Consider the following 23,561-nt stretch of genomic DNA (forward strand, 5'->3'; position numbering starts at 1 on the left):
CTTTTATAGCAAATATTCACTTAAATTACTGTAGACAATTACCCCCACAACAAAAAAATATCTCCTATGACAGCACTATGCAATCAACAACCGCCATTGCGAACCGTGGAATGCACGGTCGACACCACCATGGCCCCCTCTCACCACAGCAGCCATTAAACATTTGATTTAACGTATAAATGCCAACGACAAAAGGTGAGCAAGGCTACCATGTTGATGTTTAGGCTGCAGTATCCTGCTTGCATGTTCAGAACCGGGTAATTCCGAACGACAGTAAATTTTATTCATGTGTAGGCAAAAATACGACAAGTATTTCGGTAGCCCCACCGGCGTATACAGGGGTCTGGCTGTTACGAAGGAAGGTTGTCTCAGCCAACGGTCAACATAAAGCTAACGGGCTTAACATGCCTCCACGACAGGCTGCTTTCGGTGGAGGCTGCCAGCATGAGCCGGGACAAGTGGGGAAAAATCAGGAAAGAAAAACTAGGAAAGATATTTGCGCTGAAGAGTATCCGTCGAGGAGAACGAGAAGTTTCCTATCCTCTGTGGGGTGGGCGGCTCCGGGAGCAACATGGCGATGGCACAGTAGCAGAGGAAAAGCAGCCCCAGTAGTAAAAGGACAACCGCAATGGCCAGACCGGAATGCATGGAGCTGAGAAACCACCACTCCAGCAGGAATGGCAGGCAAAACAGTATCATCACAAAAACGCCCCCCTTACCGCTTCTCATAAACTCCTTCATCCTCCTAAAAGATAACCTCGCGAGCAGTTGAGCACATTACTGTATAGCCTCAAAGTCTTCAAGCTTGAAAGCATTAACCATCTGGTAAGAACCACTACTCATTGGCAACTACTACAGGAAAAGCCGCCTGTCGCACGAGCAGCCAGGAACCATTACCTGCCGGTCCAACTGAAATGTAGGAATCTATACCGAAGGATATATTCATTTATTCCTACATATATATTTCATTTGCTTATCAGGTCATGTATGTGTAGAATGCCGCCAACTTTGGGGAGGTGTAGCCTGACCTACAGGTGACCGTCAAAATCCATCGGCCGAATGCCCCTTTAAAGCGGGTGCCGGCTAGCGAGATCGCCATGAACAAGCTCTCGATGTGCAGATTTGTCATTAGTTTTGTTACTGTGTTATGCATTGCCGTCATCGCAGAAGCTGACGTGCCTTCTTGTGCGAGTTCCGAGGGAGCGGACCATGCGGCTAACGCGCCCGTCGCTGTTCCAGGGGCGGGCAAGGTGTGTCAGTTCTGTCATGTCCCGCATCAGGATACTACCGAGGGTGGCATGTTGTGGAACAGCAAGACGGAACAGACCAAGTCCGGGAAAGCATATGCCCTCAACATTCCGGCCAATGTCGCCGTTCCTGAGGATTTCGATCCACGACTTGGCAAAGGGAGGTTGTGCATGTCCTGTCATGACGGGACAGTCGCTACGCCTTCCATAAAAGAGAGAAAAGATCTTCGCGCTTCTTCGTGCGTAAACTGGAAGCTTGTTGCACCGTAGGGACAGCTGTCTTTTACGGGCAGCCACTCCATCACCGGCAGTCATAGAGGCGGCATGAACGTCGCCTCAAAGTACAAACGCAAAAAGCCCCTGTATCTCTACAGGGGCTTTTTGGTTGTGGGCCGCCCATCTCTTCCGAGACGGGCTAAATACTGCAACCTTCTTTGCAGTGCGATACAGGACGAATAGCAAACTTAGAGGTCCACATTGCCTGATCTCCTTTCCCATAATTGAGGTTATTTATTTCTACACCTGCAGCGTTATCAAGTCAACATAAAAAAGATCATTTTGGTCTTCTTAACGTCAAACCGATTCCATTGCCTTCTCGCTCTTCACTTCGTCGACATCCCGGCTCTCTTCAAGCATCCCGAGGAACGCTCGCATCAACGCGGTGCGGTAGTCGTTTTTTCTGGTAACAAGAAGCAGGGTGCGCTGTAGATCCACCGTACTGGTGACTTCTAAAAGCCACCCGTGATCCAGTTCCCGCTGGACCGCCATTCTGGAAACGCACCCGACCCCAAGCCCCGCTTCCACCGCCTTCTTGATTGCCTCGGTATGACCGAGCTCAAGGGCAATGGAGTAAGTCACTCCTGCCCTCTCCATTGCCGCCTCGAAAACCTCCCTTGTTCCGGACCCCCTCTCGCGCACGATCCATGGGGCTTCCCGCAGCATGTCCTGAGTGGCCGTTCGGGCCGCCGCCCAAGGATGCTGCTGCCCGACAACAATCACGAGTTCATCCCGCCTCCAGGGGGTGGTAGCGAGCGACGAAAGATGCGGCAGGCCTTCGACGAGCCCAAGGTCCAATTCACCCGACTCGACCCCGTGCTCTATCTGAAGCGCGTTGCCTACCTGCAGCAGAGCTTTGGCGTCGCAATACCGCCTCGAGAACTCGCCGACCATTGCAGGCAACAGGTAATTGCCGATGGTCGTGCTCGCCCCGATAACCAAGGTCCCTTTAGGTGCACCAATGGACTCGTCCAGGAAAAGCTCAATCATGCGTACGCGCGAAAGCACCTCCCGCGCTTGAGGAAGCATCTCCCGCCCGCGATCGTTCAAAAACAGCCTTCTCCCGGAGCGCTCGAAGAGGGGCGCTCCCGCCAGCCGTTCCAGCTCAGCAAGCGCCATGCTGACCGCCGACTGGGTCAACAGCAGTTGGCCACTAGCCTGGGTCACCCCGCCGCATGCTGCGACCTTCTCGAATATCTCTAGCTGCCTGAGCGTAATCGTCATAGCCTCCCCCGGATAAACATAAATCAAATTGATGCTATTTATCTAAATTACTAATTTTTATTTATATCTCAAAAGACATATTATCCGCAATAGATTTCCACATTGAGGAGGGGAAAATGAGACACATGGAGGTCCGAAGCATTGTTATGATTCTATGTCTGGCGCTGGCCATCTCCCCATGGGGTGGTCCCGCCTTGGCCCTCGCCCTCGGGACTGGCTACGCCCTGACCTTGGGCAACCCGTGGCCGCAAAGGACGGCGAGCTTGAGCAGGGTGTCGCTGCAGCTCTCCGTGGTCGGGCTTGGCTTTGGACTAAAACTGGGAGAAGTGGTGCAGACAGGAAGGGAAAGTCTTGGGTACACCATAGTGGGGATTGGCTTCACCCTCGGCGTCGGATACCTGTTGGGAAGGCTCTTCGGCACTCAAAGCAACACATCTGCGCTGATATCTGCGGGAACGGCAATTTGCGGCGGCAGTGCGATTGCGGCATTAGCGCCGGTGCTGGATGCCAAGGACGACGAGACGGCGGTGGCCCTTGGGACCGTCTTCACCCTCAACTCCGTGGCTCTGTTGCTGTTTCCTCTGATAGGGCATCTGCTGGACCTGCGCCAGGATGTGTTCGGCACTTGGGCAGGACTTGCCATTCACGACACGAGCAGCGTCGTCGGTGCGGCATCCGCCTTTGGGGAAGAGGCCCTGAAGGTCGGGACCACCGTGAAGCTCACCCGCGCCATGTGGATCATGCCGGTCGTTTTCGGCGCGGCCCTGCTGAAAAAGTCTGACAAGAGAGTACGCGTACCGCTGTTCATCATCGGCTTCATCGCAGCAGCAGCCGTGCGGAGCCTATTACCGGCTTTTGAGGTGCAGTGGAATCAGGTTGCGGCCTTTGCCAGGCACGGCCTGGGTGTGTCCCTGTTTTTCGTCGGGTTGGGGCTCAGCAGAGAGGTTTTGGGCAAGGTCGGTGTACGCCCGATGCTGCAGGGTGTGACACTGTGGCTCGTGGTTAGCGGCGTGACACTGGCGGCGCTAATGGTGAGAGCGGCTGGGTAGCCCGCCAGCCGGACCAGCCCGCCAGCCCGCCAGCCCGCCAGCCGGACCAGCCGGACCAGTCAGACTGGTGGACTGGCCTGACTGGCCCGACTGGCCGGGTTGGTACTCTGCTAGATACCGGTGCCGTCGTCGCCATAGCCCTTGGCAGGGGCTGTGCCGCGCTTGAAGAGGAGCACACTGGCACCGTCACCGTTGCGGTCGAACTCGAAGGCGAGGTTCTTGTCGTAGGCCAACTGCGCCACCGGCTCCATCTGTGCCAGGTCGCGCAGCCTTAACAAGATGCGGTTCCCCTTTTCCAGGTACTCTTCGATGCTCCTGGCAAGATCCAGCAGGAAAAGCCCCTTCTCTTCGGTCAGATCGACCACGTTCAGGTTGGTCGCGGCAACGGCATCGAGCACGATGCGGCGCGGCGCCCACGGGCTATCTTCCTGCGAAAGGTGCGCCTTCTGCGCTTCGTCCGGCCCGTCCAGCACCATGCCGGCGGCCACGGTCGCATTGGTGAACCGGTCGATGAGAATGAAGCTTCCCGTGTCGCGATTGCTCCCGTACGGGTCGAAGGAGACCGGACGGTCCAGCTCGAGCCTGGCAAGGCCTATCTCGTTCAGCCCCAGGGTGGCAACCTGCTTCTGCTCCAGAGTGTTCACGTCCACCGCATACTGCACCGCCGTAACCCGCCCCGGGGTCACCCCGGTCGCCGTCTTCACGAGGTAAAGCTGCCCCGGCTGCAACGGCTCATCATGCATCCAGACTACGTGTGCCTCGGGATGCCTCGTGTAAAGGGGGGGAGCGTCCAGACGCGTCAGCATGTCGCCGCGGCTGATGTCGATCTCGTCCTCAAGGGTCAGCGTGACGGCCTGCCCTGCCACCGCCTCCTCCAGATCCCCGTTGTAGGTCACGATCCTCGCTACCCGGCTCGTGTGGCCGGAGGAGGCAACGCGGACCTCGTCGCCTGGACGGATGGTGCCGGAAGCGATGGTGCCGCAGAAACCGCGGAAATCGAGATTCGGACGGTTCACCCACTGCACCGGAAGCCGGAAGGGGCGCTCGTCCCTATCGTCCTCGACCTGCACCGTCTCCAAAAAGTGCATCAGGGTGGGCCCCTGGTACCACGGGGTCTCGGCGCTCATCTCGATGATGTTATCGCCGTTCAAAGCCGAGATGGGGAGCGCGGTAATGGACTCGAAACCAAGCGGCGCCGCGAACGTGCGGTAGTCCTCCTCGATGGCCCGGAACTTCTCCTCGTCGTAGCCGATCAGGTCCATCTTGTTGATCGCCAGCACGATGTGCCTGATCCCGACGAGCGACACGAGGAAGCTGTGCCTGCGGGTCTGGGTCAGCAGCCCCTTGCGCGCATCGACCAGGATGACGGCGACCTTGGCGGTGGAGGCGCCGGTTACCATGTTCCGGGTGTACTGCTCGTGACCGGGGGTGTCGGCGACGATGAACTTGCGCCGGTCCGTGGAGAAGAACCGGTAGGCGACGTCGATGGTGATCCCCTGCTCGCGCTCCGCCTGCAGCCCGTCAAGTAGAAGGGCGTAGTCGATGGCGCCCCCCTGCGTCCCCACCTTCTTGCTGTCGGCCTCGAGAGCCGCCAACTGGTCCTCGAAGACCATCTTGGAGTCCCACAAAAGGCGCCCGATGAGGGTGCTCTTGCCGTCGTCGACGCTGCCGCAGGTGATGAAGCGCAGAAGCGACTTCTCTTCCTGGCTCTTCAGGTATGCGAGGATATCTTGCTCGATCAGTTCCGATTGATGTGCCATTAGAAGTACCCTTCCTGTTTCTTCTTCTCCATGGAGCCGGCCTGGTCGTGGTCGATCAGGCGTCCCTGACGCTCGGAGGTGCGGGTGAGCAGCATTTCCTGGATGATTTCCGGCAGCGTGTCCGCCTCGGACTCGACCGCCCCGGTCAGGGGGTAGCAGCCCAGGGTGCGGAAGCGGACCGACTTGTACTCGATCTTCTCGCCGGGCTTCAACTCGAGCCGATCGTCGTCCACCATGATGAGCATGCCGTCCCGCTCGACCACCGGGCGCACCGCCGAGTAGTAGAGCGGCACGATGGGAATCTCTTCCAGGTGGATGTACTGCCAGATGTCGAGCTCGGTCCAGTTGGAAAGCGGGAACACCCGGATGCTCTCCCCCGGCTTGATGCGGGTGTTGTAGAGGCTCCAGAGTTCGGGGCGCTGGTTCTTCGGGTCCCAGCGGTGGTTTGCGCTCCGGAAGGAGAAGATGCGCTCCTTCGCGCGGGACTTCTCCTCGTCGCGGCGGGCCCCGCCGAAGGCGGCATCGAACTTGTACTTGTCGAGCGCCTGCTTCAGCCCCTCGGTCTTCATGACGTCCGTGTAGAGGGCGGAACCATGGGTGAACGGAGAGACGCCTTTTTTCACCCCTTCCTCGTTCACGTGCACGAGAAGCTCCATACCGGATTCCTTCGCCATCCGGCCGCGGAAGTCGATCATGTCACGGAACTTCCAGGTGGTGTCCACGTGCAACAGCGGAAAAGGCGGCGGCGCCGGATAGAAGGCCTTGCGTGCCAGGTGCAGCATGACTGCGGAGTCCTTGCCGATCGAGTAGAGCATCACCGGGTTCTCGAACTCGGCCACCACTTCGCGGATGATGTGAATGCTCTCGGCTTCCAGTTGCTGCAGGTGCGTCAGATTTTTCTTCATATCGTTTCCCGTATCGAATCTTTGTACCGGCGCCGGTCGCGCCGGGCTCGCGCCGTCTATCTCCGGTGCAGGCCGCATTCCTTGTGCTCGGGGTTCTCCCACCACCACCTTCCCGCGCGGGCATCCTCTCCCGGCTGAACCGCCCTGGTGCAGGGGGCGCAACCGATGGAACGGTACCCCTGCTTCAGAAGGCGATTCTGCGGCAGACGGCGCTCTGTTGCGAAGTCCAGCAACTGGGCCTCGCTCCAGTCGAGCAGCGGGTTGATCTTGATGATGCCGCCGTTCAGCGTATCAAGTTCGATGGCCTTCAGGTCCGTCCTGGTCACGCTATGTTCGCGGCGCAAGCCGGTGACCCAACCGGAAAGCTCCTTGAGCGCGCGCCCGAGCGGCTCCACCTTGCGGATATGGCAGCACTCGTGGCGGTTATCCAGCGACTCGCGGAAGGAGAAGAGCCCCTTCTCGCGCTCGAGCTTTTCCACCGCCTCGTGCCGGGGAAAATACCAGTCGATCTTGATGCGGTAGCGCTCTGTGATGGCATCGGCCACCTCGTAGGTCTCCTCATTCAGCCTGCCGGTGTCGAGCGCGAAGACGCCGACCTCCAGGCCGGCCTCCCGGGCCAGCTCGATGATGGCCACGTCCTCGAGGGAGAACGAACAGGCGAGCTTCACGGGGCCTTGCGCTGCGGTCACACCGAGGCGGAGAATCTCCTGGGCGGTTGCGTTGGGGGCGACTTCGGGAACAGATGTCATGTTGGCTTCCTCTTGGATAGATTCGAGACGGGCATTCCCTCTCAAAAAAACTTGAGTCACCTTTTACCCTATCACACCAATACAGTCAACAAAAATATCATCGATTTCAGACAATATCGGTGGGTTTTATTCGGACACACATTACACCCTCTTCAAGGACGCCTGGTCTATGAAGTTAAACATCTGTTTCAAGGTGGTTATTATAAAAGACACCGGCCATACAAAATGTCACACGTCAGTGGAATTTTTGAGATACGCAGCGCAAAATCAGAACTATTGCCGACATACAAGGTAGGAAAATAGAAACGGATAAGACCGCCGCTACCGGGACGCGGCTCGCCCGGTGCGGAGGATCTGGTAGTGACGTATCAGTCGGGGGGGGGAAAACGGGGAAGCGAAGCTCAGGCTAGTGATGCTGATGCAGCACCTGGATCTTTCTCCAGGCACCGGAGCGGAATCGCAGCGACCAGACGACGGCCGTGAAGAAGACAAAACAGGTGGCGAGGGTCCATTCCGCGACGAGGCTCGGGATCAGCCAGGAGATGAGCCACAGCAAAAGGAGAAAACCTGCCGAGCAGTAGAGGAAGGTGCGGGCGACCCAACCGGTGTCACCCGCCGAAGAGAGGACGCACCCGGTCATCACGTTGGCGGCGTCGAAGAGGCAGTAAAAGGCGACGAATTTCATGATCACCGAGCCGGTCTCGATGATGCGGGCGCTTTCCGGCCCGGTCCCGGCGAAGAGCGACATGAGCGGTCCCGAACAGGTGGCGAAGAGGACCGCCATGGCGAACATCCAGATCTCGCAGACGACGAGCGACTGCGACGCGATCTCGGGAACCTGGTCGTCCTCCCCGGCCCCGCGGGCGTGCCCCACCAGGACTCCTGCCGCCTGACCAAGTCCGAGGGCCGGGAAGAAGGCCATGCCGTTGATGCGGAAGGCGATGCTGGAAGCGGCGAGTTCCACGGTACCGAGCCTGCCGAGCGCGACGAGAAAAAGGGTCCAGGCACAGAGCTCGCCGCTGATGCGAAGTCCCATCGGCATGGCGAGTTTCAAGAAGCGTGAAAAGTCCGGCCACGCGAGGCGCCTAGCTATACGGTCGGACCACCCTCCCGCGACCATGAAGATGCCGCTGTAAAGAAAAGCGGCGACCGCCTGGGCTGAAACGGTGGCGAGAGCGGCACCGGTGATTCCCAGGCGCGGCAGCCCCCATTCCCCGAGTACCAGCCCCCAGGCAAGCAGTGCGTTGACGACAAAGGAGAAGAAGGTGACCGCGGTGACCAGAACCGGCCGGCCGATCCCCGAGAGCCACCCGGCGAGCGCGGAACCGAGCACGGGGAAGAGCGAGCCCGCCATGCAGATCCCGAAGTAGGCGGTCTCGTCGCGCGCGACCTGTGGGGCGTGCCCGGCTAAAAGAAAGAGTTGCGCAAGCGGCCAGGCAAAGGCCAGTGCAGCGACGCCGGAGATGAGCGAGGTATGGATGCCGAGCCAGGCGGACCTGCGTACGCCCGCGAGGTCGCCGCGGCCGTGGTTATGGGCGACGAAGGTCCCGGCATAGCCGGCGGTGCCGAAGAGAAAGCCCTGGAACAGGATGACGGCGAGCCCCGACGGACCGATCGCCGCCACCGCCTCGCTGGAGTAGCGCGAGAGGACGATGGCGTCGACGATCTGCATCAGGGTTATTGCGGAGGTGGAAAGTATCATGGGGCCTGCCAGTTTCAGCAGGCGCGGTACGTGGTTCATTGCCGGCAAAGGGTGCCCTTCCTTGTTCTTCGCTTGGCGGCCTCACTCGTGACGCAGAGCGTCGATGGGGTTGAGACCGGCAGCCCGGCGCGCCGGGAAATAGCCGAAGATAACCCCAATGGCCGCAGAAAACAAGAACCTTGACCCGGATCTCGCTACCCACCGGGTTCTGGCGCCCGAAAAGCTTCTGGCGCACCGTTTCGCCGATGACGCAGACCGCCTTCCCTCCCCTCTCCTCCGCATCGGTGAACATCCGGCCAGCGGAAAGCTCCCAGTTGCCGGCGTGGAAATAGTCGTTGGTGGTGCCGCTTACCACCGTCGGCCAGTTCTTGGACTGGTAGACCGTGGTGGCCGATTTGCCGGTTATCGGCGCGACCCACTCGGCGCTGGAGATCTGACTCTTGATGGCGTCGATGTCGGCGCTCTTGAAGCTTGGCGCGGCATCCGAGCCAGGCCCGAAGCGCTGACCGGGCATCAGCATGAGGAGATTACTCCCCATGCTGGAGATCTGGTCAGAGACCGACTTCGTGGCGCCGTTACCAAGCGTTACCATGACCACCACGGCGGCGACGCCGATGACGATCCCCAGCACGGTGAGAAAGGAGCGCATCAGGTTGCGGCGGATGGCGCGCAGGGAGAGTAGAAGCGTGTTCCAGAACATCAGAGAATCTCCCTTTTGCGCTCGTCGCTGTTGAGAAAGCCGTCGACGAAATGAACCACGCGCCGCGCGTAAGCGGCGATGTCAGGCTCGTGCGTCACCATGAGCACGGTGATGCCGAGTTTCTCGTTCAGGCTGGCGCTCCCCGATGCGGTGACGCCGGGATACCGGTCAGCGGCGGGCACCGAGCGCCGGGCGCGTGACTCGCGCAGCTTCGCCTGCGCGCTGCGCAGGTCCGGGCTTGCCGAAAGCGCCTTCTCAATCAGCTCCGAAAGAAGCGTGTCATCCAGCGAGAGCCACCATCGGCTCAGGTCATAGTTCTCGGCCCCGGTGGTGCGCGTGCTCCCCTTGGCATCAAGCTGCTGCCAGGTGGCGGGCGTCGTCACCTCGGGGGTGACGTAATTAGGGCCGACGGTGGCGCACCCCGTGAGGCCCATGGCGGCGCACGCTATAACCGCACGAGCCAGCGTTGAAGTCTTCATCTCATCCTCTAGGTAATCGTTCTTTTAAAAGCCAGCCCAGTATAGCGGCAAAGGCATTCCGGAGTTGTAAAGAATTGAAATGTCTACGGTTACCGTTTTTTACAAAACTTTACGCTGAGCCGCCGCAGGTCTTGACTGGAACAGTTTCCGTATTGCCAACGAGGGAATTCGCTGTAACATCTCCCCCCAGACACAGAGGAAATCTATGTCTGTATCAAGGAGGATTGTATGAAAGTTGTAGCGTTCGTCGTACTGTCTCTGATCGTATCGGCCCAGGTGTGGGGTTACGATGCGGACTCCCAGTGCGTGGTTTGTCACAGTGACAAGGCCAGGTTGAAGGCGCTGGGCGCCGAGTCGATGTACCTTGACCCGACACAGGTTGATCTCGAGGTGAACATGCCGGGGGCTACCTGTGTGGACTGCCATCTGGGCGAGGGAAAGGAAAAAGACAAGGAAGCGGCGCATCGCGGCATGCTGCGCCCCTTTGTGGTCGGCGTGGGCCCCAAGGTCAAGGGTGAGGCGCTGTCCAGGCAGACGGCAGGGGCGACGAAGGCCCTTCTGCCGCGCTCGTCCGACATGGAGGCGCTCATCCCGGAAGGGGACCCGGCGAAACTGGCGGCTGCGGGGGCCAAAGCGGCTACGGGGCTTCACTGGCAGGACCGTGATCCTAAGACCTTCGCCTTTTCCCCGGACATCGCACGCAAGACCTGCGGCAGGTGCCATGAGCAGGAGGTGAAGGATTATGCAAACTCTGAGATGGGATTGAACAAGCACCAGAGATCGTTCCGCAGTTGGTCCGAGAAACTCCCGGGTCCGCAAAACTGCGGCATGTGGTTCGGGCAGAACTACGACAACCTGAAAAAGCAGACCGCGGTCCCCTACTCCGAGGCGCAGAACGACGCATCGAACCGCGCCTGCAACATGTGCCACGCCGGGTGCAACGACTGCCACTACAAGCCGCACGCAGGTACCGGCAGCCACCGCTTCGGCCGTCCCGACACGACCAGTTGCTACGGCGGCGGTCGCGGCACCATCTGTCACGCAGGCCCCATGGACCGCAGGCGCGGCGCCGGGTATTTCCGCGGCGACTACTCCTTCCCGCCGAACCTTCCGCAGGAGGCACATTTCAAGGCCGGGGTCACCTGCACCGACTGTCATAAGCCCACGAACCACAAGTTCGGGCACTTGGGTTCCGAGCAGGCACGCAGCTCCTGCAAAACGTGCCACGCCGATATCGTCAAAGCAGTTGAGGCGTCACCACACGCGAAGGTCGACTGCGCCGCCTGCCACGTGACCGTGGTCGGCGCCTACCAATACACCTTCTGGGGCCCCGGCGTCACCTTCGGAACGGAGACCCCGTACGGCAAGCACAAGGAGTATTACGGCACCCGTGACCTCCCCACCATCATCAAGAACGCCGACGGGCGCTGGATCGGCGTCAAGCCGTACCCGATGGCGGTGATGAACCAAACCATGGAGCTCGCCCCCACGGGGCTCTTGTTCCGCGAGATCCCGAAACGGCAGATACCGGGGAACACGGCGATCGGTGAGCCGTCCTCTTTCGAGGCTGTGCGCAGTGCGCGCGAGGTGAACGACGCCTACATCGGTGTCGGAACGCGCGGCGGTCTCCCGTCAGGCAACAAGGCGATCCTTTGGGTGCAGATGGACAAGATGAGCCATGCCATTGGAAAAGCGCGCGGTTGCGGGACGTGTCATGACTCAGCGGTGCAGGTGGGAAAATCGGCTTGGAACTACTTCGAGAAGACCGACGTTAAAAAGGCCTTCAAGGGGAGCTATACGGTGCTTGCCGACAAGGACGGGCTAAGGTTCACCGACCAGACGTGGGAAAAACCGGAACCGGCGGGAAACCGGAAGCTGGAAGATTTCGCCCCCTTCGCCCTGCTCCCGATGAGCGCCTGGGACGTGAAGGGGATCGACTTCTCGCTGCCGTACGAGAGGAAAAGGACGGATGCAGCGCGGAAGGAACTCGATGCGTTTCTGGCTCAGCTAGACGACAGCAAGGAGCCCGACAAATCCAAGCTTAGAGCGATTGCGTATCATAACCTGGAGCTCGCCAAATCCATGTTTCGGAAACGCTGAACCGAGGCATCGAGGTGTGTGCGGTCCCCGGTGAGGCCCTAAGCCTTAGATAGAACAACAGAGAAGCGACAAAAGAAGGGCCCGCCTCTATCGAAGCGGGCCCTTTCTTTTCCGGGTCTCATCCGCCCCACGGCGGAGGCGGCTATCGATCCCCTAGTGCCTCGTGAGCTGGCGCAGCGTCTCGTTGGCTTCCTGGAGCTTTTTATTCAGGATCTGCAGCTCATCGCGGGTGTAAGTGGTAGCACCCTTCTCGTTGATGGCCGTTTGAAGCTTTTTGATCCTGTCCTGGATGCTGTCTACCTGGTTGTTGCAGTCTTTGATGAGAAGAGCGCAGTCCCGCTCGCAGTTGGCGTCACCAGCCTGATGCTGATGCATCATGTCGTGGGTCGTCGTGTTTTCCGCCCACACCGGAACCGCTGCCGAGAAAAGGGATACCGCCATCAACACTGCCAGTTTGCGTTTCATAGAAAATCCTCCTGTTCTGAGTTGGTTTTATGTAGCGACATCCGCGCTACTGCCTTAATAAGAGCATCAGGCATGCCAACCTGTAACAGGTTGATTTCACGTCGTCACAGAGATTACACCCGAGAAAAGTAGAGAATATCCAACAACATTCGCAGCATATTCCTCAGGAATCTAGGCGCCGCCGGCCGTACCAGCGATGGTGACCAGAGCGACCACGAGCCTCCTCCCTTCCGCATCGCCCAGCACGTCCAACTGAACCTCTCTGGCGTCGGCGGAGACCTCCTTGCGCTTGATTCCCATGCGGTCGACTACCAAGGACTCCCTAGCGACCCAGAGGTGCTCCTCGGCATGCCCCAGCACGTCGGCCACCACCCCGAGGTAGACCTCGAGCATCTTGTCGTCCTTTCCTATTTCCAGAAGCCTCGCCTCGATATCGGCGAGGTTTTTCTCCACCTCGGCTACGTTCGGCTTCTCACCGGTAGTGGGATCGAAGCCCCACCCCTCGCGCTGCAAAAGTGACAGCTTCGAGTTCAGCAGGGCGCGGTGCTTTTCCAGCGCGCCGCGCCTGGTCTTGATCTCGGCGATCCTGCCGAGGGCGATGCGCAGCAGGTGGTCGTAAGCGCGGCGCTTCAGCTGGTACCGGGTCTCCTCCTCCTTCCCGCTCACGTCCATGAGGCGGTGCGCCTCGAAGCTGACCGACACCTGCGGCACGTCCTTCAAGATGACGTCGCCGGAAATCTCGGCGCCAAGCCCCACCCGCTCCCTCTTCTGCATGAGCAGAAGCCCGGTCGCGCCGTGGCGCGTGCCGTGCCTTTCGCGCAGTTCGGCCAGGCTCGGCTCCTGCTCCAGGAATATCCGCAGCTCGTTTGTCGATATGAAATAGGTGCGCAGGTAGGGATCGCTGTCGTAGGCGGCCACATCCAGCATAAGCGGGGACACGGTACCGTCCACGAGGGCGACGACGTGCTCGATGGCATGCAGCACCGCGGGGCGGAGCTTTTTGCGATAACCGGAGACGGCCCGGATCCAGGGATCGGTGCCGTCCACGGCCCGCTCGATGGCTTTGATGACGAGGGAATCGGGGATACCGCCCCCTTCTTTGCGGGGGCGGCGGAAGATGGACTGGAAAAACCTGAGCAACGCTTCCTCCTGCTTCTAGATCACTTTACGTCCTTTGTTTTGGTCTGTTCGATGTCGAAGTCGCGCTTCATCGTGTAGAGGGTCCTGATCAGCTCGTACTCGAACGGTGAGCCGGTCTGGCGGTACCTGAACGGGGTGCGGTGCCTGCGGTCGACCGCGTAGACGCCGGAATAGACCCAAGTGGCGGTGCGGTCGTTCACCCAGGCGACCGGACCGATGAAATTGAAGGTGGCAAGGTCGGCCACAAACCCAGTGGTATCCCGGACGTTGGACGCGCCGACCACCGGGAGCATGAGGTAGGAACCGCCGCCGGTTCCGTAGTGCCCGAGCGTGAGCCCGAAGTCATCGGTCTGGCGCTTCAGGCCGAAATGGGTGGCAGGGTCCCAAAGCCCGGCGACGCCCACCGTCGAGTTGATCACGAAGCGGCTCACCGTGACCCCGGCGGCCTTCAATTTGAACTGGAACAGGTTGTTAGTCAAGTTGGTTATTTCGTTGAGGTTGTCGATGGCGTCCGAGACGCGGTCCTCCAGGTAATCGGGCGTGATGATCTCGTAGCCGCGCACCACCGGGCGGTACAGGTACTCGTCGAAGTAATAGTTGAAGTGGTAGCTTCCCCGGTTGAACCCCTCGACGGAGTCCTTCACTTCGAGCATGTTGGGCTGCCCCGGCTTCACGAAATCCTCGTAACGGCGCAGCGGCGGCTCCACGGGCCCGGTCGTGACGGGAAGGGTGCTGCAACCTGCCGCCAGGATGGCGCCTGCCGCAACGACGATAAGACGCGCGCGTCCCCTTCCCTGCCGGCCGCGCATGTTGTTGGAACCTTTGCAGGGGGCGTGCTTTTTCATGGTCACTCCTCCTTACCCTTTAGAAAGCCGGTTATCGCCGAGACCACGTCTGGCTGGAACATGTTCCCCATGTGGCCGCCGCTTGGAAAGATCCAGGCCCGGTCGCCGAACACCCGTTCCAGGTACTCGATGTCGCCCGGGACGAGGATGATGTCGTCCTCGTTGTGCACCAGGCCGAACTTGGCGTTCCCCCTCAGGTACGGTTCCAGCGCCCGCAGGTTCTCGCGCTGCAGGAGCGCCTGGCGCGTCAGCCCTGGTTCTTTCATCTGGTAGTGCGGTAAGAGCCATTCGTTGAAGTAATCGGCAAAACTGGTCTTGTAGGCGACGATGGCATAGCGGGTGAGCGAGGTGGTCGAGGTAAGGCGCACGTTTTTGGGTACGATGTATCCGCCGCCGTTCATGACGTCCGCGGTGAAAATCATGTCCGCCGCGTTCATGCGTGCGGTGAGTCCGATCAACGCAGCGAGGTTGCTCTCGCTTGGCTGCATCCGCTTGTAGGTTCGGTACATGGATTCACCGCTAAGCCCTCCCGGCCCCCACGACTCGGCCAACTGCATGGTCTGGCTGAAGACCCCGCGGAACCAGGCATCGAAGTTGTCCATGCCACCCGGGACGTTGTCGACCAGGAGTTGATCCAGGGCGGTCACCGAGTCGTAAAGGCAGACCGGCGGGTTGATGAGCAGCACGCGCTTGAAATCGAAGCGGTGCTCGCGGTCGTCGATCCTGGCGATGAAGGCGGCATCGAAGCCGCCAAGGCTGTAACCGGCGAGCATGAAGGAAGACACCCGGACATCCCCCCGCACCTTCTGCCAGGCGAGCTCCATGACCCGGTAGAGGTCCTTCGCATCGTCGCTCGCGATCCCCGGAAGCCCGCTGGCCGCGTTTACCACAAAATCCATGTGGGTTGGGGAAGTAATCGAGATAACGTGGAACCCGGCCTTGTAAAGAACCTTCTGCAGCTTGAGCATGCGCGGCACGTCGAAGCGCGATCCTGATCCGGCGATCAGGAAGACAAGGGGGGCTTCCCGGTCCTGATAAGCGAGAGAGCAGGTGAGGCCGTTTTCGTACCAGAACACCTCAGGGATGTGCCTTTTCGGGAAGGGGTGCACCACGAATTCGCGCACCGGGATCTCGCTTGGGAGCCGAACCTCGAACTCGCGGGGAAGCTCCATAACCGTCGCCTCGTACGGGTTCACGAACGGATAGAAATAGGTCGGCGGGACGGGAACCGCCGCGAGAACGGCAGCGGGAAGAATCATGAGGAGCGCCAGAACCAGAAGACTTTTCACGATGAACCTCCGCTAGCGGCCTTAAGGGATGAGGCCGGACTCTCTGAAGTAACGCACGGCGCCGGGGTGCAACGGGATCACCGCCACCCTGGAGGCCTGCTCGGGGGTGAGCTGCTGCAGGATCGGGTGCTGGCGCCGGAACAGTTCGAAATTCCCCATGATATCGCGTACTATGGCGTACACCTTTTCATCCGGGAGATCGCTGCGCGTGAAGAAGACGGTGCGGATACCGAGGCTGCGCACTTCTCCGCCCAACTCCACAGCCGGGTAAAACCGCGTCGGGATGACCACCGGCGAAAGGAGCGGGTTGCTTCCCGCCACCTGCCCGATCAGTTCGTCGCTCAAGGGGACCAGGCGGACCTTCCTTGCTCCCGCGCTCGCCTCAAGCACGGTCAGGTTGGGGTGGCCGACGATGCAGAGGTAAGCGTCGATCTCCCCTTTTTGCAAGCGCTCAGGGGCGAGAGCCGTGGACTTCTCGGTGGTGATCACCTCCCCCGGGTTGAGCCCCGACATCTGCAGGAACGCACCGGCGAAGGTGTTGTCGATTGAGCCTGGCGCGCCTATGCCGAGCCGCTTCCCCTTCAGGTCGGCAACGCTTCTTATACCGCTGTCAACCGCGGCGACTATGGTGACTGTGGCGGGATAGAGTCCCAGTACGGCACGCAGGTTCCCTCTTGATTTACCTTCCCACGGGCGCACTCCGGCAGCGGCACGCTTCAAGAGTTCGGTCTCCGCGATGCCGAAATCGGCCTTCCCCTCGGCGACGGCATCGATGTTGGCGACGGACCCGGCCGAAGCTGTGTTGGCCAGTCTGAAGCCGTACGCCCTCGCTTTTTTGTTGAATACCTTTGCGACGGCGCTGGCGGCAGCGTAGTAGGAACTGGTGGTGGTACCTGAAGAGATGGTCAGGGACTGAAGCGGTGCGGCTAGAAGCCGTACAGGTGAGAGCAGGAAAAACATTGCGGCAACTGCGAGGAGCGCCAGAATGGGCGCAGGCGGCCGGCGAAAATCCATGGGTTCCTCCTTTGAGCCGAAATCGGCAACAAGGCATAGTTATACCATCTTTTCACGCTGCCACACGGCGCTCACGCCATGGTTCCGATAGTTTTGCGGAAACGTGACAGCGATATGGCAAAGAGCACGCACCCGATGAGAAAGAGCGCGGCGAACTGGGGCCACACCACGTCGAAACCGGCGCCCCGGTAGAGGATCGCCTGGGCGAGCATTACGAAGTGGGTGTTCGGGGCGGCGAGCATGACGCCGCGCACCGGTGCAGGCATGCTCTCGCGCGGCGTGGTGCCTCCCGAAAGGATCTGCAGCGGCAGCAGCACCAGCATGGTCAGCAGGCCGAACTGCGGCATGCTGCGCGCGACGGTTCCGAGGAAAATGCCGAGTGAGGTGGTAGCGAAGAGGTGCAGCGCGGTCCCCGCGAGAAAGAGCGGCACCGATCCCTCTATCGGCACACCGAGCGCCCCCTCCACTACGAGGTAGAGGGACGCGGTGGTGGCAGCAAGGACCACGACGGCCATGGCCCAGACCTTCGCCGTCATGATCTCGAAGGGGGTAACCGGCATGACCAGGAGGTGCTCGACGGTGCCGTGCTCGCGCTCGCGGATCAGAGCGGCGCCGGTCAGGATGATCGATAAGAGGGTTATATTGTCGATGATCTTCATGACCGCGCCGAACCATGACTTGTTCAGCTCCGGGTTGAAGCGCGCCCTGAGTGCGAGATCCACCTGCTGCCCGGAGTCCGGGCGGTAGCGCTTCAGGAAGGTAGTGATCTCGTTGGAGACGATGGTCTGGATGTGGCTGTTGCCGGTGAAGGCCTGGCTCATCCTGGTGGCATCGATGTTCAGCTGGATCTCGGTCTGGCGTCCGGCGAGGAGATCGCGCTGGAAATCGGGGGGAATGGCGAGGGCGAAGGTGTCGAGCCCCGCATCCATCCGCGCGTCCATCTCCTCTCGGGTTATCAGGGATGGCGCGGAGAACTGCGGCGGGTAAAAGGCGTCGATGATGCGGGTGGAGAGCTGGGAGCGGTCCTCGTCTACCACGGCGATGGGCGCCTTGTGGAGCGTTTCCGGCATCGCGGTGGCGGCGGCGTAGATGGCGAGCGAGAAGGCGTAGCCGATGAGCACCAGCATGACCGGATCGCGCAGCAGGCTGAAGAGTTCCTTCACGCCGAGGTTGAAGACGTTCGCCACACGCATGGTCACGGCTCCTGTTTTTTAAGGAGGGCCGTCCCCAGCAGGATAAGGAGCGGAACAGCGAGCGCCAGGGGGATGAAGAACAGCTCCAGCTCGTCGAAACCGAGTCCCTTGCCGAAGGTGCCACGCGAGATCAGGAGAAAGTACGTGGTGGGATAGACCCTGCCGATCAGCGCCCCCGCCCCCTCGAGGGAGCGGACCGGCTCCAGCATGCCGCAAAACTCGACGGCCGGGAGGATGGTGAGCAGCGCGGTGCCGAAGAGCGCGGCGATCTGGCTTTTCATGAAAGTGGAGATGACCAGGCCAAGCCCAGTGGCGGTCCCGACGTAGAGAAGCCCGCCGAGACAGAAGGCCACGAAGCTCCCCTTCATGGGAACCCGGAAGATGAAGACCGCCTGGAGGGTAAGGAGCAGAAAGCTCGCCATGGAGAGGAGCAAGTACGGCATCTGCTTGCCGAGCAGGAATTCGAGCCTGGTCACCGGCGTCACGTAGAGGTTCACGATGGAGCCGAGCTCCTTTTCGCGCACCACGGAAAGGGCGGTGACGATGGCCGGGATCATCATCAAAAGAAGCGGGATGACGGCGGGGACCATGGCCGGAAGGCTCTTCACGTCCGGGTTGTAACGGTAGCGGGTCTCGATGCGCACGAGGGAGGCCGCGGGTGGCGAGGTGAGACGTTGCCGCGCCTGTGAGGCGAGCCAGTGGGCGTGCATCCCCTGGACGTAGCCGCGCACCGTCTCGGCGCGGGATGGCATGGCGCCGTCGATCCAGGCGCCGACGCTGACCGGCCTGCCGTGCTGCAGGTCCCTAGCGAACCCGGGGGGGATCTCGATGGCGAGGGAGATGTCGCTTGCGCGCATGCGGCGGTCGAGCTCCTGGTAGTCGTGCAGCGGGGGGCGCTCGCTGAAGTAGCGCGAACCGGAAAGGTTCAGCGCGTAGTCGCGGCTTAAGACACTCTGGTCCCGGTCCAGGACCGCGAAGCTCAAGTCCTCCACGTCCATGGTGATGCCGTACCCCATGACGAACATGAGGATGACGCTGCCAAGAAGCGCAAGGCAGAGGCGGACCGGGTCGCGAAAGAGCTCAAGGGACTCGCGGTGCGCGTAGCTTAGCAGGCGGCGCATGCTGAAGTTCCCGGCGGGCGCCGCACCGCTGTCCCCTTCCACCCCGGCACCCGGGCCGCTCGCAGCACCGGGTGCGAAGGCGCCGTCCACTGCCGCGGGCTCTTCGCAGGCCTCTTCCAGGTAGGCGATGAAGGCATCCTCCAGGTTGGCGGCTCCTCTTTTTTCCACAAGATGCGCCGGGGCGTCGCTCACGAGAACCCGCCCGGCGTGCATCAGGGAGATCCTGTCGCAACGCTCCGCTTCGTTCATGAAGTGGGTGGAGATGAAGATGGTGACCTGATCGCGACGGGCCAAGTCGACCATGATCTGCCAGAAGGCATCCCGTGCCACCGGGTCTACGCCGGAGGTGGGCTCGTCCAGAATCAGAAGCTCCGGCCCGTGAATCATGGCGACCGCCAGGGATAGGCGCTGGCGCACCCCGAGCGGAAGCGACTCGGGAAGGGCTTCCATCACCTTATCCAGCCCGAAGCGCCGCGCCATCTCGGCGACGCGCTGGGGGATAGCCCGTTCCGGGAGGCGGAAAAGCCGCGCATGCAGCACCAAGTTCTGGCGCACGGAGAGTTCCGTGTAGAGCGAGAAGGACTGGGTCATGTACCCGACGCGGCGCCTGACGTCGAGATCTCCGGGATCGACGGGGCGGCCGAAGAGGCTCGCCTCCCCTTCGGTGGCGGGAAGCAGCCCAGTGAGCATCTTCATCGTGGTGGTCTTGCCACAGCCGTTGGAGCCGAGGAAGCCGAAGATCTCCCCCTTGCCGATCTTGAAGCTGACCCGGTCCACCGCGGTGAAGTCGCCGAAACGCATGGTAAGCCCCGAGGCCTCGATGGCGGTTTCCGCGGCTAACTCACCTTCCCTAGGGGGGATCTGCACCGGGCGATACCCCTCGCGCTGCGCCGGTGGGAGGAGCGCGATGAAGGCCTCTTCGAGCGACCGGCTCCCGGTCCCGGCGAGCAGTTCCGCCGGCGTCCCGGTGGCGAGGACGCGCCCCGCGTTCAGCGCCACCAGCCAGTCGAAACGGGCCGCCTCCTCCATGTAGGCGGTGGCGACCAGGACGCTCATGCCGCGCCGGCGCTCGCGGATCCTTTCGATCAGTTCCCAGAACTGGCGCCTCGATAACGGATCGACCCCGGTGGTCGGCTCGTCAAGGATGAGCAGGTCGGGGTCGTGGATCAGCGCGCAGCAAAGCCCCAGTTTCTGCTTCATCCCCCCGGAGAGCTTCCCGGCGGGACGCCCCGCGAAGGGTTCCAGTCCGGTGGCGCTCAAAAGCTCGCCGATGCGGCGCTCACGCTCGGCGCGGCCGTGGCCGAAGAGCCGCGCAAAGAAGTCGACGTTCTCGAACACGGAAAGGGTCGGGTAGAGGTTTCGGCCGAGCCCCTGCGGCATGTACGCGATGCGCGGACAGACGCGCCTGCGGTGCGCGGCATCCGCCATGCTCCCCCCGAGCACCTCCACCCTCCCCGCCTGCAGCCTGCGGGAACCTGCGATGAGCGAGAAGAGGGTCGATTTACCGACCCCGTCCGGGCCGATGGTCCCCACCATGCGCCCGGCTGGAACGGCAAGGGTTACCGAGTCGAGCGCAAGGGTCTTTCCGTAGCGCAAGGTGACGCCATCGACGATGACGGCGTCCCCCCCGACCGGTTCTTTTGGAGGCGCAGGCAGGTTCATCTGACCACCTTATTAAGGCGCTCGGGCCACGGGCGCTTTTCGTCGAGCCTCACGTAGGCGACACCCGGGAGACCGGTCTTGACCTGGGTGATGTGCCTTTTGAGCAGGTCGACCGGGAGCTGGGCTCTCACCCTGAACATGAGCTTCTCCCGCTCGCTTGCGGTCTCCACCGTTTTCGGGGTGAACTGGGCCACATCGGCAATGAAGGAAACCCGGGCCGGGATCACGTACTGCGGCGCCGCATCGAGCACGAGACGCACCTCGGTACCGAGCGCCACCCTTCCGGCCGCAGCGGTAGGAAGAAAGAAGGTCATGTAGACGTCGCTCAGGTCGACGAGGCTTAGTACCCGCCCTCCCGCGGCCACCACTTCACCCGGCTGGGCCACCCGGTACTGCACCCGCCCGTCACGCGGCGACTTGAGTGCCGCGTCCTTCAGGTCCGCCTCGATGCGCTGCAGCGTGGCAAGCGCCGCCGCCACGTTGGAACTTTCGCCCAGCGTCTTCTGCCGTGCCGTTGTCACTGCCGCCTCTGCCGCCGCCACCTGGGCGCGCGCCGCGGCGGTCGAGGCCTTAGCACTCTCCAGACGGGCGAGGTCATCATCCGCCTCCTGCTTTGAGGTGGCCCCCTCGGCGGCGAGGGTCGAGGAGCGGGAGACCCTTTTCCCTGCGAGGGCGAGCTCCGCCTCCCGCTGCGCCACCACCGCCCGGGCCGCCGCCTTCTCGCTTGCGCGCTGCATCATCTCGCTTTTCGAGGTAAGCACCGCGTTTTGCGCTTTCACCAACTGCGCACCGGCCTCCCGGTGCTGGGCTTCGAGCACCTCGGTATCCATGACGGCGAGGGTCTGTCCTGAGCGGACGAAATCCCCCTCGCGCACGATGATCTCCCGCACCCGGCCGGGGCTCTTAGGTCCGACGTCGATCTCCACCGCCTCGATGCGCCCGTTGCCGCTCACGATCCCCTCATCCCCGTTGCTGCGGCCGAAGCGCTGCCACAGAACCAGGGCGAGCAGCACCAGTAAAACGCCCGTTACGACGAAGATCCTCCACTTTCCCCACCCCCTCATGGCATGGCCTCCTTCCCACCCGTAGCACTCGCCGCACCGGGGTCCCCCTCGTCACCTTCCCCACCACCTCCCCCCAGGGCGGCGTAGAGATCCACCCCGGCGGCAAGGATGGCGCGCCGCGTCTGCACCAGGGCCTGCTGGGCCGCGAAGCGGTCCCTTTCCGCGTCAAGCACCTCCAGATAGGGAGCGGCGCCGGTGTCGTAGCGAAGGCGCGCAAGCCTCGTCCGCTCCGTCTGGGCCGTGAGGGTCGCCCGCTGCGCCTGTACCTGCTCGGCCAGCCAGCGCCGCTGCGTCAGCGCGTCGGACACCTCGCGGAAGGCGCGCTGCACCACGCGCTCGTATTGGGCGACCGCTTCCACCTCGCGCGCCCGGGCGAGTTCCAGGTTGGCGACGTTGCGCCCCCCCTGGAAGATTGGGACGGAGATGGCGGGGGCGAAGCTCCAGGCGCCGCTTCCGGAGGCGAAGAGCCCGCTTAACGCGCTGCTCGCGGTGCCGAAGTTGCCGGTGAGAGCGATGGCCGGGAAGAAGGCGGCGCGCGCCGCACCTATGGCCGCGTTGGCCGATTTGAGTTCGTGCTCGGCGGCGATGACGTCGGGGCGGTAAAGGAGGAGCTCGGAGGGGAGCCCGGGGGGGATTTCGGCAAGGAACCTCTCCTCCACGGTGGATAGGGGAAGCGGATCGAGGTGCACCTCCCGTCCGACCAGCAGACCCAGCGCGTTCAGGTTGAGATCGCGCAGGCGTTTGAGAACGCTCAGTTCGGCCCGCGCCTGGTTCAGGAGGGTCTCGGCCTGCACCGCGTCGAGCTTCGAGGCGGAGCCGACCTCGTAGCGGCGCCGGGCGATGCGCCACGATTCCTCGCGGCTCGCGATGGTGGCCTCGGCAAGGGATACCCTTTCCGCCAGTTCGCGCTCCTGCAGGTAGCTCTGGGCGACCTGGGCGGTCAGGCTTACCTGCACGGCGCGGCGGGCCTCGTCCGTTGCGAGGTAAGCCTCGAGGGCGCCCTCCTTGAGGCTCCTGAGGCGCCCCCAGAAGTCGAGCTCCCAGGCAGCGAGGAAAAGACCGGCACTGAAAACGTCGGTGATCATCGCCCCCCCCGTGACCGAGAGATCGGCGGGGGTGCGTGAACGCTCGTAACCGGCGCCCGCAGTGATCGCGGGGAGCAGGTCAGCGCGGCGGATGCCGTAGAGGGCACGTGCCTCCTCGACCTTGGCGCGCGCGACGCGGAGGTCCCGGTTGTTACCGTGGGCGAGGAAAAGAAGGCGTTTCAACTCGGGGTCGGTGAAGAAGACGTTCCATGAGGCAGGGGCGCCGGCAGCCGCACCGCGATCTGAGACACCGGGATACTGCTGCGGGACAGGAAGCGCGGGTCGCTGGTAAGCAGGCTTGAGGGAACAGCCAGCAAGGGCGGCAGCCGTGACGATAGCGGCCAGGGTGAAGAAGAGACGGCGAAGGTGCATGAAAGCATGCACCGCGCGTGGGAGGCTCCGGACGAGCGGTTGCAGCGCCCGGAGCGTAGGTTCAGGCTCCCGTGGATCGCCCTCTTCTTTCTGTGCCATGAATGTGCTCCTCTGTCACAA

19 protein-coding genes and 1 pseudogene are annotated in these 23,561 nt (G+C 61.9%); 3 read left to right on the forward strand and 17 right to left on the reverse strand.

Features of this window, described 5'->3' with window-relative positions:
- Positions 1 to 483: 483 nt before the first annotated feature.
- Positions 484 to 729, reverse strand: coding sequence for a hypothetical protein (locus E4633_RS10580; RefSeq protein ID WP_135870206.1), 246 nt, complete (start codon positions 727 to 729; stop codon positions 484 to 486).
- Positions 730 to 1,097: 368 nt separating this feature from the next.
- On the opposite strand from E4633_RS10580, the gene E4633_RS10585 reads away from it, so the two are divergent.
- A complete protein-coding gene (locus E4633_RS10585; RefSeq protein WP_135870207.1) occupies positions 1,098 to 1,517 on the forward strand; it encodes a hypothetical protein in 420 nt (139 codons plus the stop codon).
- Positions 1,518 to 1,820: 303 nt separating this feature from the next.
- Here E4633_RS10585 and E4633_RS10590 read toward each other — a convergent pair whose 3' ends face one another.
- Positions 1,821 to 2,747, reverse strand: a complete 927-nt coding sequence (locus E4633_RS10590) for a LysR family transcriptional regulator (RefSeq protein WP_135870208.1) — start codon at positions 2,745 to 2,747, stop codon at positions 1,821 to 1,823.
- A 146-nt stretch (positions 2,748 to 2,893) separates the two neighbouring features.
- Here E4633_RS10590 and E4633_RS10595 point away from each other — a divergent pair, with 146 nt between their 5' ends.
- The gene (locus tag E4633_RS10595; RefSeq protein ID WP_246038027.1) at positions 2,894 to 3,796 is read left to right on the forward strand and encodes a YeiH family protein; all 903 of its coding nucleotides are present in this window, start codon (positions 2,894 to 2,896) and stop codon (positions 3,794 to 3,796) included.
- Between the two features lie 110 nt (positions 3,797 to 3,906).
- Here the strand turns inward: E4633_RS10595 and cysN are convergent, their stop codons facing one another.
- From cysN to E4633_RS10625, 6 genes and pseudogenes are all read right to left on the reverse strand, one after another.
- Complete coding sequence (gene cysN / locus E4633_RS10600) at positions 3,907 to 5,556, reverse strand: sulfate adenylyltransferase subunit CysN (RefSeq protein WP_135870210.1); 1,650 nt, start codon at positions 5,554 to 5,556, stop codon at positions 3,907 to 3,909.
- Entirely contained in the window at positions 5,556 to 6,461 is a 906-nt protein-coding gene (cysD, locus tag E4633_RS10605) for a sulfate adenylyltransferase subunit CysD (RefSeq protein ID WP_135870211.1), read from the reverse strand. Before cysD ends, cysN begins: the two co-directional genes overlap by 1 nt.
- 56 nt (positions 6,462 to 6,517) lie before the next feature.
- Positions 6,518 to 7,228 (reverse strand): phosphoadenylyl-sulfate reductase, encoded by a 711-nt coding sequence (locus E4633_RS10610; protein ID WP_281276764.1) that lies wholly within the window; start codon positions 7,226 to 7,228, stop codon positions 6,518 to 6,520.
- A 388-nt stretch (positions 7,229 to 7,616) separates the two neighbouring features.
- A complete protein-coding gene (locus E4633_RS10615) occupies positions 7,617 to 8,912 on the reverse strand; it encodes an MATE family efflux transporter (RefSeq protein WP_246038029.1) in 1,296 nt (431 codons plus the stop codon).
- 238 nt (positions 8,913 to 9,150) lie between these two features.
- A pseudogene (locus tag E4633_RS10620) lies at positions 9,151 to 9,612 on the reverse strand (ABC transporter permease); the annotation flags it as partial.
- On the reverse strand, positions 9,612 to 10,091 hold the full coding sequence (locus E4633_RS10625; RefSeq protein WP_135870214.1) for a TolC family protein: 480 nt from the start codon (positions 10,089 to 10,091) through the stop codon (positions 9,612 to 9,614). The pseudogene E4633_RS10620 and the gene E4633_RS10625, both read right to left, overlap by 1 nt.
- 228 nt (positions 10,092 to 10,319) lie before the next feature.
- On the opposite strand from E4633_RS10625, the gene E4633_RS10630 reads away from it, so the two are divergent.
- Entirely contained in the window at positions 10,320 to 12,191 is a 1,872-nt protein-coding gene (locus tag E4633_RS10630; protein ID WP_135870215.1) for a cytochrome c3 family protein, read from the forward strand.
- Positions 12,192 to 12,344: 153 nt separating this feature from the next.
- Here the strand turns inward: E4633_RS10630 and E4633_RS10635 are convergent, their stop codons facing one another.
- The 9 genes from E4633_RS10635 to E4633_RS10675 form a co-directional block, all read right to left on the reverse strand.
- A complete protein-coding gene (locus E4633_RS10635) occupies positions 12,345 to 12,656 on the reverse strand; it encodes a hypothetical protein (RefSeq protein WP_135870216.1) in 312 nt (103 codons plus the stop codon).
- Positions 12,657 to 12,827: 171 nt separating this feature from the next.
- The gene (locus tag E4633_RS10640; protein ID WP_135870217.1) at positions 12,828 to 13,796 is read right to left on the reverse strand and encodes a hypothetical protein; all 969 of its coding nucleotides are present in this window, start codon (positions 13,794 to 13,796) and stop codon (positions 12,828 to 12,830) included.
- 20 nt (positions 13,797 to 13,816) lie between these two features.
- Positions 13,817 to 14,641, reverse strand: a complete 825-nt coding sequence (locus E4633_RS10645) for an MlaA family lipoprotein (RefSeq protein WP_281276758.1) — start codon at positions 14,639 to 14,641, stop codon at positions 13,817 to 13,819.
- 2 nt (positions 14,642 to 14,643) lie between these two features.
- Entirely contained in the window at positions 14,644 to 15,930 is a 1,287-nt protein-coding gene (locus tag E4633_RS10650; protein WP_246038031.1) for an alpha/beta fold hydrolase, read from the reverse strand.
- 21 nt (positions 15,931 to 15,951) lie between these two features.
- Positions 15,952 to 16,944 (reverse strand): TAXI family TRAP transporter solute-binding subunit, encoded by a 993-nt coding sequence (locus E4633_RS10655; protein ID WP_135870218.1) that lies wholly within the window; start codon positions 16,942 to 16,944, stop codon positions 15,952 to 15,954.
- A 71-nt stretch (positions 16,945 to 17,015) separates the two neighbouring features.
- A complete protein-coding gene (locus tag E4633_RS10660; protein WP_135870219.1) occupies positions 17,016 to 18,137 on the reverse strand; it encodes an ABC transporter permease in 1,122 nt (373 codons plus the stop codon).
- 2 nt (positions 18,138 to 18,139) lie between these two features.
- Positions 18,140 to 20,920 (reverse strand): ribosome-associated ATPase/putative transporter RbbA, encoded by a 2,781-nt coding sequence (gene rbbA, locus E4633_RS10665; RefSeq protein ID WP_135870220.1) that lies wholly within the window; start codon positions 20,918 to 20,920, stop codon positions 18,140 to 18,142.
- The gene (locus tag E4633_RS10670) at positions 20,917 to 21,984 is read right to left on the reverse strand and encodes an HlyD family secretion protein (protein WP_135870221.1); all 1,068 of its coding nucleotides are present in this window, start codon (positions 21,982 to 21,984) and stop codon (positions 20,917 to 20,919) included. Before E4633_RS10670 ends, rbbA begins: the two co-directional genes overlap by 4 nt.
- The gene (locus E4633_RS10675; RefSeq protein ID WP_198419420.1) at positions 21,981 to 23,540 is read right to left on the reverse strand and encodes an efflux transporter outer membrane subunit; all 1,560 of its coding nucleotides are present in this window, start codon (positions 23,538 to 23,540) and stop codon (positions 21,981 to 21,983) included. Before E4633_RS10675 ends, E4633_RS10670 begins: the two co-directional genes overlap by 4 nt.
- Between the last annotated feature and the right edge of the window lie 21 nt (positions 23,541 to 23,561).

This window comes from Geomonas terrae, from assembly GCF_004791675.1.
GTDB classification, from domain to species: Bacteria; Desulfobacterota; Desulfuromonadia; order Geobacterales; family Geobacteraceae; genus Geomonas; species Geomonas edaphica.